Below are 14175 nucleotides of genomic sequence, written 5' to 3'. Positions count from 1 at the left end.
TTACCATTGTATAGGTTTCAAATCCAAAAGAAAAGCCATCTCAGATGAGATAGCTTAAGCCAGATCATGTTGACGATTAATTCTTCTACTTGTCACGATATAACTCACAATCATCGCTATCACTGTGCCGACAAGTGTGAGATAAGGCAGCTGATAAAGATAGAAGTGCCAGCCGGCTGATTCACTCAGATGTAGCTGCATATCCAAGTCATTTCGTATCAGCATCGCATGAAAGCAGAAAGCGATGAACACAGGGAGAAAGTACAGGAGGGACATGACCATATCGATTTCTCCCCCGTTCTGGTAGAGCCTGATTAAATATAGGCCGTGCACGAGGAGACTGACGGCAATGACCATGAGCATGATATTACTTTTCTCAGGTGTCTGATTAAGGAAGTTGAAGACAATCCAGTAAAGATAGCTTGCTATATGCGCGATAAGGATTAATGCTATATCGCCCTGCACAACCTGCTTCATGCTGGCCGGCTGACTATAGTACCATTCACTCATCTTGTATTTCGTCAGATTATACTGCTTGTTCAAGAACAGAGTCAGCAGCATGAGGAACGTGATCATCGCCAAGGTTTCACTGAGCGACATGATGATGATAGTGTCTTCACTATCTTCAACTACAGGCGATGACATCAGACGGCTGATCAGTGCGAACACCAGTGACGCCAGAATGACAATGAGATAAGCTGCTTTCTCTTTAATAACTGCAAGACTTAGTATGAGTTGTTTATACATGTAATCCCTCTCCTTTTCGCTCCTGCTTCCTGAAGTACATGAACTCATCAATCGTGATATTGCGGACATTCACTTTATTTCCAAATAACTCTTCAAATGTTCTTCCTGCTTCAGTCATACTAACGAAGCTACCGTCACGTATTTCAGATCCGATTAATAACTGATCTAGTTCATCATCCAATAAGACATCACGTCCTCTGACAATCTGATATTTCCTCGTCAGCTGTTCCTTTTCGTCCATAACGGCTAATCGTCCTGCTTCTATGAACGCAATATAATCCGCAATATTTTCAAGGTCTGATGTAATATGTGTACTAAACAGAATAGTTCTCGTCTCTTCCAGCATCAGTTCCTGAAAGATATGGAGCAGTTCGAGTCTGAATGTCGGGTCTAAATTTGATGTTGGTTCGTCTAATATCAATAACCTTGCATTGTGACTAAGTGCAGCAGCCAGATTCAGTTTCACTTTCATGCCTTGCGAGAATGTTTTTATCTTTTGATGGTAAGGAATATCAAACTGTTTCAAGTAACGCATATAAGTCTCATGCTGCCACTCACTATAATTCATCTTAAATAGAGCTTCCAGTTTCTTCGGACTCATCCATTCCGGAAAATGATTCTCACTGAAGACGATGCCTATTTCTGCTAATATTTTCGCGCGGTCCGTCCGATAATCCATGCCTAACATACGGATGGTTCCCGTTTCAGGTGTTCTCAAGTTCAATAACTGATAGATCAGACTAGTCTTACCGGCACCGTTCTCACCAATCAGTCCCGTGATATAGCCTTCAGGAATATCAAGTGCATCGATGACTAAATCAAAGTGACCCTGCTGGACTCGCAGGTCACGAATTTCAATCGCATTCATAGTCATTCCTCCCATAAGAGATCAACAATCTCATTGTATTCTGCTCGGTCAACATTCAGTTCTCTTGCCAGTTCAATCGTTGTTCGCAGTTTAGTCTCCAGTGTTTTTAAAGACTGCTCACGGATCATCGTCTGATTCCCTTCTGCGACAAATGTGCCTTTACCCGGCACCGAATTGATATAGCCGAGATCTTCAAGCTCCTTATACGCCCGCTTCGTCGTAATGACACTGATTCCGAGATCTTTCGCCAGTGCACGCATTGAGAGCAGTGCCTCACCCTCCCTTAATTCCCGGGACATGATCAGACGGATAATCTCAGACTTCAGTTGTTCGTAAATCGGTTTGTCACTTTTCTGGTTCAACTGTATATTCATAAAAACCTCCGCTGTTATACTGTATATATACAATATATACAAAGAGTACAATAATGTCAATTTGTTTAGTCTTCTCATGAAATGGCTATACTTATAGTGTAATAATGATATAAAGGGAGGACGTCACATTGGCAAATCAAGAACTGATTAAAGCACTGCATGACTGTATGGCAGCTTGTAATCATTGTTTCGATGCTTGTCTGAATGAAGAAGATGTGAACATGATGAAGAAATGTATCCGTCTTGACCGTGAATGCGCAGATATCTGCGGTTACTTAGAGGGTGCGTTGTCCCGTCACTCACCTGTCGTCAAAGAAATCGCGGAAGCATGTGCCAAAATCTGCGAGGCATGTGCAGAAGCATGCAGACAGCACGCCCACGACCACTGCCAGCGCTGTGCCGATGCTTGTGCAAAGTGCGCAGAAGCATGCCGCCAAGTTGCCTAACATGAAAGAAGGACCGAAGCCTCTGGCTTCGGTCCTTCTTTCATGTTAGGTCGTCTGTCTTACCGTCTCTCTTGCCCCTTGATAGATGCGCTCCGGATAGTCGTATATCCGCATCAGTTCAATCGCATTGGACGTTTTTGTGATACCACGCTTTAACTTGTAGTCAAATGTCACATCGTTATCCTCAGTCAATGTCTCAGAAAAATAGTAGAAATCAAATTCATTCTCAAGCATAGCCGTCAGCTCAATATCATGGGTCGCGGTTATCAGTGTGACATCCGGCTGACTGTTCAGATACCTCAGTATCGCTTCAGCAGACGCTACCCGCTCTTTTGTATTGGTCCCTCTCAGAATCTCATCAATGAAAATATAGACGGGACGATCGGCCTGCTGCAGGATACGTTTCAGTGACTTTATCTCACTGATGAAGTAACTGTCTCCTGCCATAATACTGTCCTCCAGGTTCATAGAAGTGTATAAATCCCCAGCAGGCAAAATGAAGCGTTCAGCAGCAGCGGTCTGCAGTCCTTTTGACAGGACGATATTAAGCGCCAGCATCTTCATGAATGTTGATTTACCTGAAGCATTCGAGCCGGTCAGAATCACATTCCTGCTGAGCTCCAGATCGTTGGCTACAAAATCTCTGAGAAGCGGATGGTAGCCATCCTTCACGACGAGTGTCTCCCCCGCTTCAGGCTCTGTATAATAGACGAGTGTCTCACGCCATAGTGCTGTCGCATAACTCAGATCATGCAGACCAATAGTGTGGAAGCATGCCTCATAAGTCTCATGATGACGATTCAGAATGCTGACAGCATAGTAATAGAGATGATAGTCAGCATTAAAGACCGACTTCAGTGCATTCAGAATCTGCAAGAAGAAGTTCTGGTCATTCTGCTTATCATGCAGCATTAGATAACTCAGCAGTCCTACACTACGTAGTCGGCCTTGTTTAACTGGATAGTGAGGGCTAATCTTCGACAGTTGATCTGCACTGCGTATCAACTGGACCGCATAGAACAATTCACTATAATTGGTCTCATTTTTGGAGGTGAAGGTAAAGGACTGCATCATATTGAACCCTATACTCATAAAAAGGGCAACCAAACCCACTGTTACAGATATATTAAATAACAGCAGACTCATGAGCGGCAGCAGACTGAATAATATATAAAGCTTGTTATAACGTTCTTTATAGAATGTTTTATCAATAAACTGTGAAGGATTACTGTTAGCGTTCTTTCCCAGGTCAGCAAGTGCCATTGATAGATTCTCCCTGAACACACGGTCTGTCCGAATCCGTTCCATCAAGTCACGGTTTACTTTTGGCAGTGTGCCGACATTCCTTAAGGCAGCATACAAATATTCCTCGCCTACTGTCGTGAAGTTATAGTTCAGCTGCCTGAAGACCGTCATCATGTTCAAATCATTCCATGTAATCTCATCAATGCCTTCATCTTCCAGACGACAGTTCAGATAATAGCCATCATAACGGATATAATCGCCTTGTTGAATCTTGAATGCAGTCTTTCTATCCCACAATCCTTTGATACGAGTATTCTGTTTTCTCTTGTCATAAATCATAAGCCCTATGCCGAGAATAAGAAATCCCAGTGTAATCCATAAATAATTAAGCAGCATCGTTAATCCCCTTGCCATTTTTTCTCATCTTCTCACAAATAGCTCAATTTGTAAAAAAGCCCCTTCATTTCTGAAGGGGCCTAACCGATTATTCAGCTGCCAGTACATCCTGATAATCCTTGTTTTCTTCCAGGATTTTCTTTGCATATAAACAGACAGGTACAATCTTTTTATGAGTTTCACGCGCATATTCAACTGCAGCTGCCACTAACTGCTGACCGACACCTTGTCCTCTTAATGCTTCATTAACTTCTGTATGATCAATGACTATTTTGTCATCGCCGTTAGGTACATATGTCATCATTGCATCAGGCTTGTCTTGAGAATCTCCTAAGTAGAACATTTTATCGCCATGTTTTACACGATTCATTTATATCTCTCCTTTTGATAGTGATAATTTCCTCTACCCTCTTTTCGGTACGCCTGAACATCTAACTTATCAGCTGGGAGATAAAGACAATAATAATGACGACCGGGAGCACATAGCGGATCAAAGCATACCAGAAATGAAAGCCCTTCGGAATGACACGCTCCAGCTGTTCCGGCTTCATCGCATAACCCGCGAAAAGCGTCGTCAGTAAGACACCCAGCGGCATCATGATGTTGGTCACCATAAAGTCCATATTATCAAAAATCGTACCCGCACCGAATTTCACTTTGTTCAGTACGCCGAACGATAATGCAGCAGGGATGCCGGCAATAAAGACAGCGAGACTGAGCCATAGCGCAGCGCTTCTCCGTTTGTTTTCACGGCCCTTGATGACATTAGACAAATTAAGCTCCAGCAGTGAAATAGATGACGTAAGAGCCGCAAAGAGGAACAGAATGAGAAAGAGAATGTAGAATCCTGTCCCGAACGTCAGTTTACTGAATAGCTGCGGCAGGACAATGAAGAGAAGACCAGGTCCTGCTTCTGCCTTAATACCCAGTGCACTTGCTGCCGGAAAGATAGCGAGTCCTGCCAGGACGGAGACAAGTAAGTTCATCATGACGATCCAGCCCGCTGAGCTGAAGATATTTGTCTCCTGTTTCGTATACGAGGCATAGGTAATCATGCCTGTCGTGCCGAGGGACAATGCAAAGAATGACTGTCCCATCGCATATAATGTTCCTTCGATGGATAAATCCTCAAATCGTGGTACAAGGAAATACTTGACGCCTGCCATAGCACCGTCCAGTGTCAATGACCGTACTACAATGATCAAGAACAGTAAGAGTAACAGGGGCATCATCATTTTAGATGCTTTTTCTATCCCATTCTCTATCCCGGATGACACAATATGGCCAGTCATTGCAATGAAGAGGAACTGACCGAGCAGTGAGAGCCACGGACTAGCCGTCATATAAGGAAAGAATCCAATATCTTCCTTGACAAGTCCGACACTTCTAAGGAGATAATAGCCGATGAAAATAATGATCCAGCCACCGATAACACTATAGAAAGAGTAGAGAATAAAGGCCGTAATGTTCCCTAGGTAGCCGATACCATTCGTTATTTTATTGGTTGTCAGTTTGCCAAAAATAGCCGTTGAATAGGTACTGCCTGTCTGACCGATACTGAATTCTGTCATCAGCAGCGGTAGACCGATGATTAAAGTAAATAAGACAAATTCCAGCAGAAATGCGCCGCCTCCGTACTGACCTGCGATGTAGGGGAACTTCCATATCGCACCGAGACCGATAGCAGAGCCGGCACTTGCGAGGATAAATCCTAATGATGAATTCCAATTCTGATTTTTAGCCAATTGATACACTCCTTTACTTTAACGCTGTGAAGTGTTATTGTAGCATGCTTTATTTTTTTAAACAACCTTCTTGACAATATTACTAACTATTATTAACATAATAGCATTACTACTAGTTAGTAGTTATGAGGTGAATGATGGATACTACAGTTGAACGTCATTCAGCTGTCCATGCGATGATTGTCTTCCAACTGGCTAACCGCACTATCGAAAAGAATGTCGGCAGGAGTATCAGAGAAGCAGGTCTCACGCTTTCACAGTTCGGCGTCCTTGATGTCCTCTACTGTAAAGGTGAAATGCCGATCTGCAGTCTGATGGAGAAAGTGCTAGGGACTGCCGGCAACATGACAGTCATTCTGAAGAATATGGAGCGTGCTGGCCTTGTCTGCCGTAACGTCTCTCCTGATGATAAACGAAAGTCAGTCATCAGCCTGACAGCTGAAGGTCGCAAGAAATTTGAACAGGTGCTCCCTGCTCATCGCTCAGAAATCGACGAGGCTTTTGATGTACTGTCTGCAGAAGAACGCAGTCAGTTGATTACTATCCTCAAAAAATTCAAAAACAAAAACTGATTAAAGGAGATTTATCATGTCCAAAAAAGTATTAGTGATCAATGGTTCAGACCGCGAAGGTTCATTCAATGGTCAATTAGCAGCACAATTAGTAAGCGAACTCGAAAAAAATGGTGCAGCTGGTGAAATTCTTGACTACTCAGCACTGCCATTGCTGAGTCAGAACAATGAGTATCCGAACCAACAGGCTATCACAGATATCCGTGCACAAGTGAAAGCAGCAGATGCACTTCTGATTGTATCTCCTGAGTACAACGGTTCATACACTGCACGTCTCAAAAACTTAATTGACTGGTTATCTCGTCCGGCAGAACAAGGTAACAATGAAGAAATCACTGTCATCAACAGCAAACCTGTTGCGGTTGCAAGTGTAGCAAACTCTACTTACGGTAAATTCGTACGTCAGAATTTAAACACATTAGTCGCTTACACGCGTATGAAACCGATGGACCATGAAGGCCTTGGCATCAAAATTCCAGGATCAGCCTGGGGAACAGGTCAATTAGAGTTAGAATCTGAACAACAAGAGCAAGTTGAAGCATTCGTCAAAGAATTCATCGCGTTTATCGGATAATCATCAGACCGGGCATCCCGGTCTTTTTTTTGTTATAATGAGCGCAAATATTTGAGGAGCACTGACAGTGACAATCACTTATCTGGACACTTATATCGAAACAGACAGACTTTACATCCGCCCCTTGAGGTTAAATGATCTGGAGGCGTTCAAAGAAGGATTCGCGCAGCGCAAGCCGAAGCAGAATGCATTTGATGCAGATGATATCGATGTTTCAAGCTATACCCTGACCACCTTCAAACCAGTCATTCAGTCATTGATTCAGCTGGCTGCGGATGATGAGTCGTATATATTCGCTATCTTCCTGAAAGAAAACCACATACCTATCGGCAAAGTCGAGTTCACCACCCTGCTACGTGATCATTTCAACTGGGGGGTGATCGGTTATGTGCTGAATAACAGCTACTGGGGTAAGGGCTACGGCAGCGAGGCTGTCACAGCTGCTGTTCAATATGCGCTGCAGCACCTGAACTATCATCGTATCGAAGCGCATATTACGCCTGACAATAGCCGCTCAATCAGAACCGCTCAGAATGCAGGACTTAGTTTCGAATGCATCCGGCAGAAGTTTATCCAGGAAGATACTGACTGGATTGACAGGGCTGTCTATTCTATCCATCAATAAGAGCCGGCAGTTTGCCGGCTCTTATTTAAAATATGAAATGACTTCTTCTGCATTTCTACGACTCTGGGATCGCTTTGGATCATGATCCCGGTACCCGAGAGACATCATAACAGAGATGCCTTCATCAGGACGGAGTATGCCTTCATCGTGCAGAATCCGGTTGACGTTACGATACTGGAATCCTTCTATCGGACAAGAGTCGATACCGATCATTGCAGCTGCTGTCATCATGTTGCTGAGCGCAATATAGGTCTGCTTACTGGACCAGTCGAACAATGCTTTCTCCGAGTCAGCAATCTCCATATCACTCTCCTGAAAATCTTTATAAATAGTCAGCACTTTTTCTCTCTGCTCAGGATTGAGACTCATCCGCTCAGTCAGTTCATGAAAAGCATCACCATCATATCGTACATGTTCACGCGCAGCAATGAGGATGAAATGACTTGCCGTCTCAAGCTGCTTTTTCGCGCCCCAGCTGATGTCATGCAGCTGCTGCTTGACTGCTTCATTGTTCAGCACAATAAATCGCCATGGCTCAAGACCGACTGAACTCGGACTAAGACGACCCGCTTCTAGTATATATTCCAGATCAGCCTGCTCAATCTTTTTATCCGGATCATAGGACTTGATAGCACGACGAAATTTGAAAGCGTCTAGCACCTGTTGCTTCACTTTTTCTTTATCCACACTAAAACCTCCTTGCTTCTATATACCTGTTCACCGCAAAAAAACACCTCCTGAAGAGATGTTTAGGCCTTAATCCATCCGATTGCAATCGTACCGTAACCCGTATGTACCCCTGCTACATGGACAAGTGGATGTTTTTCAATTGTTTTATCGGGAAAACGATCTTTCAGCCATTCTACCATCAGATCCGCTTCCTCATGTTCACCCGCATAGGAGACTCCTATTTTAGACGGATTGTCTTCAGTGATTTCCTTCGTAATTTTATTATGAATGAAGTTCAGCGCCTTTTTTTTCGAGCGGATTTTCTCGATCGGATAGAGCTTACCATCCTCAAATTCAATGATCAGCTGAATGTTAAGAAGCCCTGCGATGATTCCTTGAGACCGGCTGACGCGGCCACTGTTTTTCAGCTGCTGCAAGTTCTTCGGATAGATGATGAGGCTCGGTTCCTCTGCATATTCCTTGACCTTAGTCACGATAGCAGCGTAGGATTCGCCCGCCTCACTTAACCGGACACCCTCTTCCACCATACGGCGCAGCGGATAGTCACCGACATTGGAGTTGATGACCGTAGACTCTATGTCAAACTCACGACTTGTCATCTCTGAACTCTGGTAAGTCCCTGTCAGTTCTTTTGTCGCATGGATAGCAATGACATGAGTATAGCCATTGTCCACTATCTTCTGATACGTATCATGAAAGGACTGCGGGGACGGCTGGAATGTCTTTGCTCCGTTTCCGTAATCTTTTAGTAAGTCATAAAACTCATGTGTCTGAATATCCCTGTAATCCACATACTCCTGGTCGTTGACGATGACACCCATCGGTACAACGAAGACATCCGGATGTTCAGTCAGGCCGAAGCCAGATGCCGAGTCAGTCATAAAAGCTATTTTTTCCAATGTAAAACCTCCTCATTTTATAACATCATAGCATATTTTACTTTTATTCAATAATACATGATTGATCAATAATATGACAAATATGCACACAGGCTAAAATGACTTACATAATGTTACTATAAAATAAAAAATTCATCTATTGATGATCAGGGTCCTTTAAAGACGATGTCATTATAATCTTGCCAATCTTTTCTAATTTGTTAAAAAGAAGTCACATGCCATGGATTCCAGAAAGTTTACCACTTTTATTAAATGCATATTGGCCGTCAATCATCTAACAGCCAGGCTGAAATTGATCATCATAAAAAATGATCACACAGTTTGCTCCAATCTCTTCAGTTTCAATATAACCATTTCGCTCCAGCATAAATTTAAATTTCTCCTGATGCATCCACTCATTTAATAACTGTTCATGATTAGTTACGAATAGAATGATAGATAGTATGTTTCTTAAATTCGCCCTTTGGAATAGCCACATCATCCAGAGCAGATGAATAAACTTCTTATGAAAGTCATCAGAAAGAAAGAATAAATCATGTAACTGTAATAATGTACAGGTCACTTCATTCAACTGACTTTGCATTTTTTTATATTATACTCATCCTTCCTCTATGACACAATTTACTTCCAAATCGTGAAATGATACATTAGTAACAACTTACTCTGATATATGGGAGCGATTTAAATATGTAGTCAAACCTTCTTTAATCACATTACTCAGACGATTCTATTTTTCGTACAAAGTATCTGAGCTTAGTTTAAAACTAAATAACCGCTTTTCTCTGGGGAGACTTCTCTTTGTACGACGATAGATGAGTCTGTTATCTGGAGAAGGATATGAGAAAACTATCTATTCATTTTAAATACCTTTATTTTAGTCAGCTATTCGCTAATATAGGCGATGTCCTTTACATTGTTGCATTGATTGGCTATGTCTATAGTCAGACACATTCTGCTCAGGCCTCCGTTTATATACCTATCACGATCACTGCCGCTGTATTTTCCAGTGGCTGGTTCGCACCTTACGTATATAGTAGATGGTCTAAAAAAGAGATATTATTATTTAATCAAACCGTTAAAACTTTTTTGATGATCGTCATTCTGATTATCATGGTGCTGACAGAACAAATCTATTTGCTCTATATACTTGCCTTTCTCAATGCTTTCCTGGATGGTTTTACAAATCCACTGAAGATGACATTGATACCATTAACCGAGCATACCGAACATATCGGTTATGCCAATGCTCAGATGAGTATGATGAACGGTATGGTGCAGATTGGCTCATGGTCATTGGGTGGTATTTTGCTATTACTTGGCAGTGAATGGGTGATCGTCATAACTACCGTTCTGTACATTGCATCAGTCACTTTAATAAATAGGTTACACTTGCAGCAGGATGGTTTGGAAACGGATCAAACTTCTATCTTCCGCAGCTTCAGCAGAATGATGAAAGTTAATCAATCATTAAAGGAAAGCCATTTTTTAAATAAGACTACTTTATTTGAATCAATCGGTCATAGTGTATGGCTTGCAGCCATCCTGCTTGTATTCGTGGCTGAAAGATTACAAGCTAATGTCTCATGGTTCAGCTTGATCAACGCTCTCTTTTTTCTAGGCGTATTAGTAGGAGGCCTCCTTCTCACCAAGTTCAATGACAAACTGTTGAATCATACTCGTCTATATATTGTAACGATTCCTTTAATACTGGCCCTCCTTAACATCATTTTCGTTTATAATAAGAGTTTCCTCCTCGCGTTCATTATTTCATTTATCTTTGGTGTCTGCGATGAGTTGAGAGCGACTCTTATGCATACGCAGCTTCAGATGAGACTGGACGACTATTCACTGACTGCACTTTATACGCTTAATGGCATGGTCTATTCTCTATGCTTCTGTGTCAGCTCATATGTAGTAGGCATAACAGCAGATTATTCAGTGGTCGCTGCGTTTCTAATAGCTGCATGTGCTTACATCATCTGTTTCTTAATTAGTATGAAATACAGAAAATTATTTAAGTAATATAATAAGCTCGACTTCCAGAACAACGGAAAATCGAGCTTATTTCTAATATTTATATGTTGTTATTTTTATCCCATTCGCTTCTCAGGATGCCCATCTTGATGGCGTCATAATATTCACCACCTACTTGCCTCGCTTGTCTGATCCTTGCTTCCTCTTTCATTCCAACTCGATCAGCCACTTTCATCATGCGCTGATTACCTGACCAGGTCGACATGCCGAGACGATGTAAGTTCGTCTGGTTAAACAGGTAATCAATCCAGAGTTTATAGGCTTCTGTGCCGTATCCTCCGTTCCAGTATGCGGGGTCATAAATGACAATTCCCGTCTCTAGCCAGTCAGTATTTTGGTCCACCCAGTAACAACCGACAGTGCCGATAAATCTATCTTTCACTGTAATGATAAGCTGGCTATAGACATCATAGTAAAGAAACTGATTTTGCTGCTGCTGACAGAAGTCATCCCAGTTCAGGTGCTCTTTCGGAATATAGGGTCCATTCCACTTATCCGCTTCCTGATGTTTTTCTTCATACTTCCAGTAATACAGATCTTTCAGCCATTTTTCTTCTAAGGGTCGTAGCTCTACTTTAAATCCGTTTATCTGCATCGTATTCTCCTGAATGTTCATTCTATAATTCAAATATTACCATTTTAATTGCTATAAAAAAATCTCTCCTCATCAGGAGAGATTTTCACGTTATTCTGTCACTACACTCGGTGATTCGTAGATTTCTATCCAGTTGATCTGGTGCTCATCTCTTTCTAAGACATGGAATATATAGCCTTCATAAAAGACTTCATCTGACTCTTCTGTTAACAGGGCCATCCAGCCGCCCATCGTGTCTATTGAATTGCGTTCGATGGTGATGTCCAGTAATTTCTCGATATCATTGATTGCCGCGCTTGAATGGACTTTATAATGATGATCAGCGATTTTGACAATCCGTTCGGGTTCTTCCTCGTCATGTTCGTCACGGATTTCACCGACTAATTCTTCGATGATATCTTCAATCGTCACGAGTCCACTTGTGCCGCCGTACTCATCCATAAGAATGGCCAAATGGATGCGCTTCTGACGCATTTTCTGAAGGAGACTGTTCAGTGAAACAGATTCTATATCACGGATAACCGGATTGATATAGTCCGTCATCTTCATGTTCATGACACTTTCTTTATCCATCATAGTGAACTTGATGAAATCCTTCATATGGATAAAGCCGATGATCTGGTCTTTATCGCCTTCATAGACCGGATATCTTGTATAGCGTTCTTCCGTCATACACTTCAATACTTCTGCCATTGAAGTCGTTACATCAAAACCGATGATTTCATTACGCGGTGTCATGATTTCCCGGGCAACTTTATCATCAAATTCAAAGACATTATTGATGACATTCAGCTCTTCTATATCGATTTCTCCTGACTGATAGCTGTCAGATAATAAGAGACGAAGTTCTTCTTCACTATGTGTCATTTCATGCTCACTGACTGGTTTAATACCTAACAGTCTGATCAGCAGCCGTGCAGAGCCGTTCAATATCCAGATGAATGGATAAAGAATTTTATAGAAGAACATAATAGGTTTACTGAACAGCAGCGTCACCGCTTCAGCTTTCTGGATCGCGATGGTCTTCGGTGCAAGTTCACCGACGACAACGTGCAGGAATGTCGCAATGACGAATGCACCTGCGATGGTAAAGCCATGAATCCAGCCGTGCGGAATTCCTAAGGCTGTAAAGAACGGGTGCAGGATGAACTCAAAGGTCTTCTCCCCGACCATCCCGATACCGAGGGCCGTGATGGTGATACCGAGCTGACAGGCACTTAAGTATTCATCGAGCTGGCTGACCACTTTCTGTGCGGCCTGTGAACCCGGCTTCCCTTCTGTTACAAGCTGGCTCAATCTAGAGTGCCTGACTTTGACGATAGCGAACTCTGTAGCGACAAAGAATGCGGTCAAGACGATGAGTATAGTAAAAATTATTAAATTAATTGTGGTTTCCAAAAATATCCTCCGTTAATGTAAAAGTAGTAACAGTGTCTTAACCACTGCTAAGTCTTTTGTTGCCAGCTGTTTTATCTGTTCAAGATTATCAGACTGTGCAATACGCTTGATATCCTGTTCAAGCTGTTTAATCTGCGACTGTATATCGCACCGTTCAGGTGTGAAAATCTGGCGGATTTCAGTGAGATGCTTACCTTGGGCTTTCAGATTTTCGATCTGATGAACACGGTCAATCATCGATACATCATACAGCCGGTAATTAGATGACGTCCGCACGAAATCCAGCAGCTCCATATTAGTGTAATAATCAATCGTCCGATTGGTTACACCAGCCTGCTTCGCCAGTTCACCGATTTTCAGTAAGTCCTTCCCATTAATATCCCTCCAAACCATCACGTGATAGTTTTATTATAGCATAATGGCTTATTAATTCAAAAAACAGCCTTTCTGCTGAAAGACTGTTAAAGTTCCATATCGATATGTGGGATTTCATGATGATTATAGACATCGGATGTTGCAGTGAAGCCAAATGATTCATAGAACCCCTTCAAATAAGCTTGCGCAATAATCTTGATCGTCTTGCCCGGGTAACGTTTCTGAATCTCTTCAAGAGTCAGACCGACGAGCTTTCGGCCTAATTTCTGCTTGCGAAATTCCTTCAGGACAAGCACCCGGCCAAATCTGACGTAGTCAGGTTCTTCAATGATACGAGAATACGCTTTAAGTTGGCCGTCTTCTTCTAATGAAACATGTAGGCACGTACGGTCATGCTGATCCACATCTCCGTAATGTCCGCCTTGTTCTACAATAAAGGTGTTGATTCTCGCTTCAATAATCGTCAATATTTCTTCGGAAGAAAGTTCCTGCAGTTTGTTCACTTTGAGTTTCATGCGCTCACTCTCCTTACTGTTTATGGTGTCCATTATAGATGTTTTGATAAGAAATGACTACTGATTGACTATTGAAA

At 42.3% G+C, this 14175-nt stretch carries 18 protein-coding genes; 5 read left to right on the top strand and 13 right to left on the bottom strand.

The genetic code is table 11. The features are described 5' to 3' along the window. Window positions 1-54: 54 nt before the first annotated feature. The 3 genes from ERX40_RS07860 to ERX40_RS07850 are packed head-to-tail and all read right to left on the bottom strand — an operon-like array spanning window position 55 to window position 1989. Window positions 55-747, bottom strand: coding sequence for a hypothetical protein (locus tag ERX40_RS07860; RefSeq protein ID WP_133417949.1), 693 nt, complete (start codon window positions 745-747; stop codon window positions 55-57). After that, complete coding sequence (locus tag ERX40_RS07855; RefSeq protein WP_165980715.1) at window positions 740-1615, bottom strand: ABC transporter ATP-binding protein; 876 nt, start codon at window positions 1613-1615, stop codon at window positions 740-742. The genes ERX40_RS07860 and ERX40_RS07855 overlap by 8 nt, the downstream gene beginning before the upstream one ends. Before the next feature lie 2 nt (window positions 1616-1617). Next, window positions 1618-1989 carry a GntR family transcriptional regulator gene (locus tag ERX40_RS07850; RefSeq protein ID WP_133417947.1) on the bottom strand — a complete coding sequence of 124 codons (372 nt, stop codon included), beginning with the start codon at window positions 1987-1989 and terminating at the stop codon, window positions 1618-1620. A 128-nt stretch (window positions 1990-2117) separates the two neighbouring features. Between ERX40_RS07850 and ERX40_RS07845 the strand changes: the two genes are divergently transcribed. Next, window positions 2118-2435, top strand: a complete 318-nt coding sequence (locus ERX40_RS07845; protein ID WP_481817015.1) for a four-helix bundle copper-binding protein — start codon at window positions 2118-2120, stop codon at window positions 2433-2435. 45 nt (window positions 2436-2480) lie between these two features. On the opposite strand, the gene ERX40_RS07840 is transcribed toward ERX40_RS07845, so the two are convergent. From ERX40_RS07840 to ERX40_RS07830, 3 genes are all read right to left on the bottom strand, one after another. Beyond that, window positions 2481-4094: a MutS-related protein gene (locus ERX40_RS07840; protein WP_133417946.1), complete on the bottom strand. Its 1614-nt coding sequence runs from the start codon at window positions 4092-4094 to the stop codon at window positions 2481-2483. A gap of 70 nt (window positions 4095-4164) precedes the next feature. Beyond that, window positions 4165-4446: a GNAT family N-acetyltransferase gene (locus ERX40_RS07835; protein ID WP_133417945.1), complete on the bottom strand. Its 282-nt coding sequence runs from the start codon at window positions 4444-4446 to the stop codon at window positions 4165-4167. A 61-nt stretch (window positions 4447-4507) separates the two neighbouring features. After that, complete coding sequence (locus tag ERX40_RS07830; RefSeq protein WP_133417944.1) at window positions 4508-5821, bottom strand: sodium-dependent transporter; 1314 nt, start codon at window positions 5819-5821, stop codon at window positions 4508-4510. 137 nt (window positions 5822-5958) lie between these two features. Between ERX40_RS07830 and ERX40_RS07825 the strand changes: the two genes are divergently transcribed. The 3 genes from ERX40_RS07825 (at window position 5959) to ERX40_RS07815 (ending at window position 7592) form a co-directional block, all read left to right on the top strand. Then, on the top strand, window positions 5959-6393 hold the full coding sequence (locus tag ERX40_RS07825; RefSeq protein ID WP_133417943.1) for a MarR family winged helix-turn-helix transcriptional regulator: 435 nt from the start codon (window positions 5959-5961) through the stop codon (window positions 6391-6393). A gap of 16 nt (window positions 6394-6409) precedes the next feature. Beyond that, on the top strand, window positions 6410-6967 hold the full coding sequence (locus ERX40_RS07820; protein ID WP_133417942.1) for an NADPH-dependent FMN reductase: 558 nt from the start codon (window positions 6410-6412) through the stop codon (window positions 6965-6967). Window positions 6968-7034: 67 nt separating this feature from the next. Then, window positions 7035-7592, top strand: coding sequence for a GNAT family N-acetyltransferase (locus ERX40_RS07815; RefSeq protein ID WP_165980714.1), 558 nt, complete (start codon window positions 7035-7037; stop codon window positions 7590-7592). A 21-nt stretch (window positions 7593-7613) separates the two neighbouring features. Here the strand turns inward: ERX40_RS07815 and ERX40_RS07810 are convergent, their stop codons facing one another. The 3 genes from ERX40_RS07810 to ERX40_RS11290 form a co-directional block, all read right to left on the bottom strand. After that, on the bottom strand, window positions 7614-8279 hold the full coding sequence (locus tag ERX40_RS07810) for an NAD(P)H-dependent oxidoreductase (protein WP_133417940.1): 666 nt from the start codon (window positions 8277-8279) through the stop codon (window positions 7614-7616). 62 nt (window positions 8280-8341) lie between these two features. After that, on the bottom strand, window positions 8342-9181 hold the full coding sequence (locus ERX40_RS07805; protein ID WP_133417939.1) for a DegV family protein: 840 nt from the start codon (window positions 9179-9181) through the stop codon (window positions 8342-8344). Between the two features lie 274 nt (window positions 9182-9455). Next, window positions 9456-9764, bottom strand: a complete 309-nt coding sequence (locus ERX40_RS11290; protein ID WP_165980713.1) for a hypothetical protein — start codon at window positions 9762-9764, stop codon at window positions 9456-9458. Window positions 9765-10018: 254 nt separating this feature from the next. On the opposite strand from ERX40_RS11290, the gene ERX40_RS07800 reads away from it, so the two are divergent. Continuing rightward, window positions 10019-11203, top strand: coding sequence for an MFS transporter (locus tag ERX40_RS07800; RefSeq protein ID WP_133417938.1), 1185 nt, complete (start codon window positions 10019-10021; stop codon window positions 11201-11203). Window positions 11204-11255: 52 nt separating this feature from the next. Here the strand turns inward: ERX40_RS07800 and ERX40_RS07795 are convergent, their stop codons facing one another. The 4 genes from ERX40_RS07795 to ERX40_RS07780 all read right to left on the bottom strand — a co-directional run bounded on the left by ERX40_RS07795 (window position 11256) and on the right by ERX40_RS07780 (window position 14098). Next, a complete protein-coding gene (locus ERX40_RS07795) occupies window positions 11256-11810 on the bottom strand; it encodes a GNAT family N-acetyltransferase (RefSeq protein ID WP_133417937.1) in 555 nt (184 codons plus the stop codon). A gap of 90 nt (window positions 11811-11900) precedes the next feature. Beyond that, a complete protein-coding gene (locus ERX40_RS07790; RefSeq protein ID WP_133417936.1) occupies window positions 11901-13208 on the bottom strand; it encodes a hemolysin family protein in 1308 nt (435 codons plus the stop codon). Window positions 13209-13220: 12 nt separating this feature from the next. Further along, entirely contained in the window at window positions 13221-13601 is a 381-nt protein-coding gene (locus ERX40_RS07785) for a MerR family transcriptional regulator (RefSeq protein WP_133417935.1), read from the bottom strand. Window positions 13602-13669: 68 nt separating this feature from the next. After that, the gene (locus tag ERX40_RS07780) at window positions 13670-14098 is read right to left on the bottom strand and encodes a GNAT family N-acetyltransferase (protein WP_133417934.1); all 429 of its coding nucleotides are present in this window, start codon (window positions 14096-14098) and stop codon (window positions 13670-13672) included. Window positions 14099-14175 lie beyond the last annotated feature (77 nt).

This window comes from Macrococcus carouselicus (assembly GCF_004359515.1).
Lineage (GTDB): Bacteria > Bacillota > Bacilli > Staphylococcales > Staphylococcaceae > Macrococcus > Macrococcus carouselicus.
Note: the sequence above shows the minus strand (reverse complement) of the source record. Positions and strands in the feature narration are given on the sequence as shown.